Origin of the sequence: Aeromonas media (assembly GCF_000819985.1) — a bacterium.
Taxonomy (GTDB): domain Bacteria; phylum Pseudomonadota; class Gammaproteobacteria; order Enterobacterales; family Aeromonadaceae; genus Aeromonas; species Aeromonas media.
Window position 1 is genome coordinate 1,527 of record NZ_CDBZ01000186.1, and the last position, 2,610, is coordinate 4,136.

A 2,610-nucleotide genomic window follows, 5' to 3' on the forward strand; every position below is an offset into this window, starting at 1 on the left:
ATGGCCGCATGAAAAACAGGTTTAGTAAGGGCGGGCTGACAGCCCTGCAACAAGACGGTTGGCAATGATAATGAAGCACAGATTGCGCAGGCAATCATGAAGTGATGGCGAGACAGGTCAGACCGTGGCTGGCAAAACCCGGTGTTAACACAGCACGTCGTTAAGTGCGCTGTAAGTGATAGAGGAGCCAGTCAGCGAATTCCATCAGGGATAGAGGCTGTTGCCTCGGTGAAATCCGGATCTATGGCTGCAATCTCCACCTGACTCACTTTCATTGATTGAGGGCTTGGCAAACCGGGGCGACCATCTATGTTAACAGGGGCTGAGCGTCGTCGACGCCGGAAAAGATCTCCATCGTGCAGCAGACCTTTGAGCCCGGAATGACCGTCTCTCATGTAGCTCGCTTGCACGACGTCAACGCCAACCAGCTTTTCAAATGGCGTAAGCAATTCCAGGAAAGCTCTCTCACGGCGATCACCGCCGGTGAGGATGTTGTTACAGCCTTCGAGTTGGTTGCTGCCATCAAGCAGATCCGAGAGCTCCAGCGTCTGCTCGGGAAGAAAAGTAAGCGTCCGGCCACTACCGTCTGGTGAATGGAGGCAGTTGTGGACAAAGTAGTTCCCACTAAAAAGTAGTGGGAACCAAAGATGGTGTACACCAATAGTCGTACCAATGGCAGCCGTAAAGGCAGAGCCAATTACTCACGAGAATTCAAACAGCGACTTGTCGAGGCCGCCAACCAACCCGGCGTCTCCGTCTCAAAACTCGCACAGGAGCACGGGATCAATGCAAACCTCTTGTTCAAATGGCGACGTGATGCCAAAGCCGAAGCCCCTGCGTTATATCCCATCGAACTGGTGTTGCCCCCTTCATCCACGGAGATCTTCTTGCCTCCGACCCCGCAGCCCGAAATGCTCACGCCAGAGACGGCCTCTGAACCGACACCATCCGGCACCATCCGGCACCATCGAGATACGACTGGGGCGTGCAATGGTCGTCATCGATGGCACCGTCGATACCAATGTATTACGAATGATCCTGGAGACCCTGCGCGTATGATCAATCTTCCTACTGGCACCCGGATCTGGATCGTGGCCGGTATCACAGACATGAGAAACGGCTTCAATGGGTTAGCCTCGAAAGTGCAAATGACGTTGAAGGATGATCCCTTGTCAGGGCATGTCTTTATCTTCAGGGGCCGTAACGGGAGTCAAGTTAAGCTCCTCTGGTCTACCGACGATGGTCTGTGTCTGCTGACCAAAAGGCTGGAGCAGGGTCGGTTTGCCTGGCCATCGGCTCGAAACGGCAAAGTCTTTTTGACGCCTGCACAACTGGCCATGCTACTGGAGGGAATAGACTGGCGCCATCCAAAGCGCCTGGCTAACTCATTGACCATGTTGTAAAAAGTGATCCCCCATGTAAGATGCATGGGTATGGAAAAATTACTAGCCGACGAAATCCTGCGACTGAAACGACTCCTGGCTGAACAGGAGTCACTCAATCGTGTTTTGCATGCAAGGTTGGAAGAGCGGGAGCGCGAAATTGAGCGCCTGCTTGCGCAACTCGACAAGCTACGGCGTATGTATTTTGGCAGCCAGTCCGAGAAACTCGCTCGTCGTATCGCTCAGACCGAAGCGCAACTGCAAATACTCCAGCAGGAGAGTGATACCTTCACCGGTCGGGTCGATGATCCAGCGGTACCGCGGCCACTTCGCCAGACTCGCATTCGCAAACCCTTCCCTCAAGCGCTTCCCCGCGATGAGCATCGCCTGTGTCCAACAGAGGCTGTCTGCCCGGAATGTGGTGGAGCGCTGGCATACCTTGGAGAAGATACTGCTGAGCAGTTAGAGCTGATACGCAGTGCCTTCCGGGTCATCCGCACGGTTCGGGAGAAACACACCTGCGGGCAATGCGATTTCATCATACAAGCGCCAGCCCCATCACGTCCTATCGAGCGGGGTATCGCCGGGCCAGGCTTACTGGCTCGGGTACTCACCTCCAAGTATGCAGAGCACACCCCGCTGTATCGCCAGTCGGAAATCTATGCCCGTCAGGGCGTGGAGCTGAGCCGCTCTGTGCTCTCTGGCTGGGTAGATGCGTGTTGCCGATTACTGTCACCGCTGGAGGAAGCGCTGCGGCAGTATGTGCTGACCGATGGCAAACTACACGCAGACGATACCCCGGTGCCGGTACTGCTCCCTGGCAATAAAAAGACAAAAACAGGACGTCTGTGGACGTATGTACGCGATGATCGCAACGCAGGCTCCGCACTGCCGCCAGCCGTCTGGTTCGCTTACTCGCCTGATAGAAAGGGAGTCCATCCGCAAAGCCATCTTGCCGATTTCAGCGGCGTCCTACAGGCAGACGCATATGCAGGATTTAATGAGCTATATCGTGAAGACCGAGCTGCCGGCACGATAAAGGAGGCCGCTTGCTGGGCTCATGCCAGGCGAAAGATCCATGATGTGCATATCCGAACGCCATCGGATAACACAGACGAAGCCCTCAAACGAATTGGTCAGCTTTACAGCCTTGAAGCAGAACTGCGCGGCATGTCAGCAGAACACCGGCTGGCAGAACGAGAACGGCGGGCAAAGCCCTTACTGAAAG

At 55.1% G+C, this 2,610-nt stretch carries 2 protein-coding genes and 1 pseudogene; all 3 read left to right on the forward strand.

Translation table 11 applies throughout. From position 1 onward, the window contains the following. Positions 1-309 precede the first annotated feature (309 nt). Positions 310-566, forward strand: a pseudogene (locus BN1127_RS15805) (transposase); the annotation flags it as partial. Between the two features lie 81 nt (positions 567-647). Further along, positions 648-1,403: an IS66 family insertion sequence element accessory protein TnpB gene (gene tnpB / locus BN1127_RS23155; protein ID WP_082030129.1), complete on the forward strand. Its 756-nt coding sequence runs from the start codon at positions 648-650 to the stop codon at positions 1,401-1,403. Between the two features lie 30 nt (positions 1,404-1,433). Next, positions 1,434-2,610: IS66 family transposase (gene tnpC, locus BN1127_RS21765; RefSeq protein WP_082030130.1), on the forward strand; the 1,177-nt coding region annotated here is incomplete at its 3' end.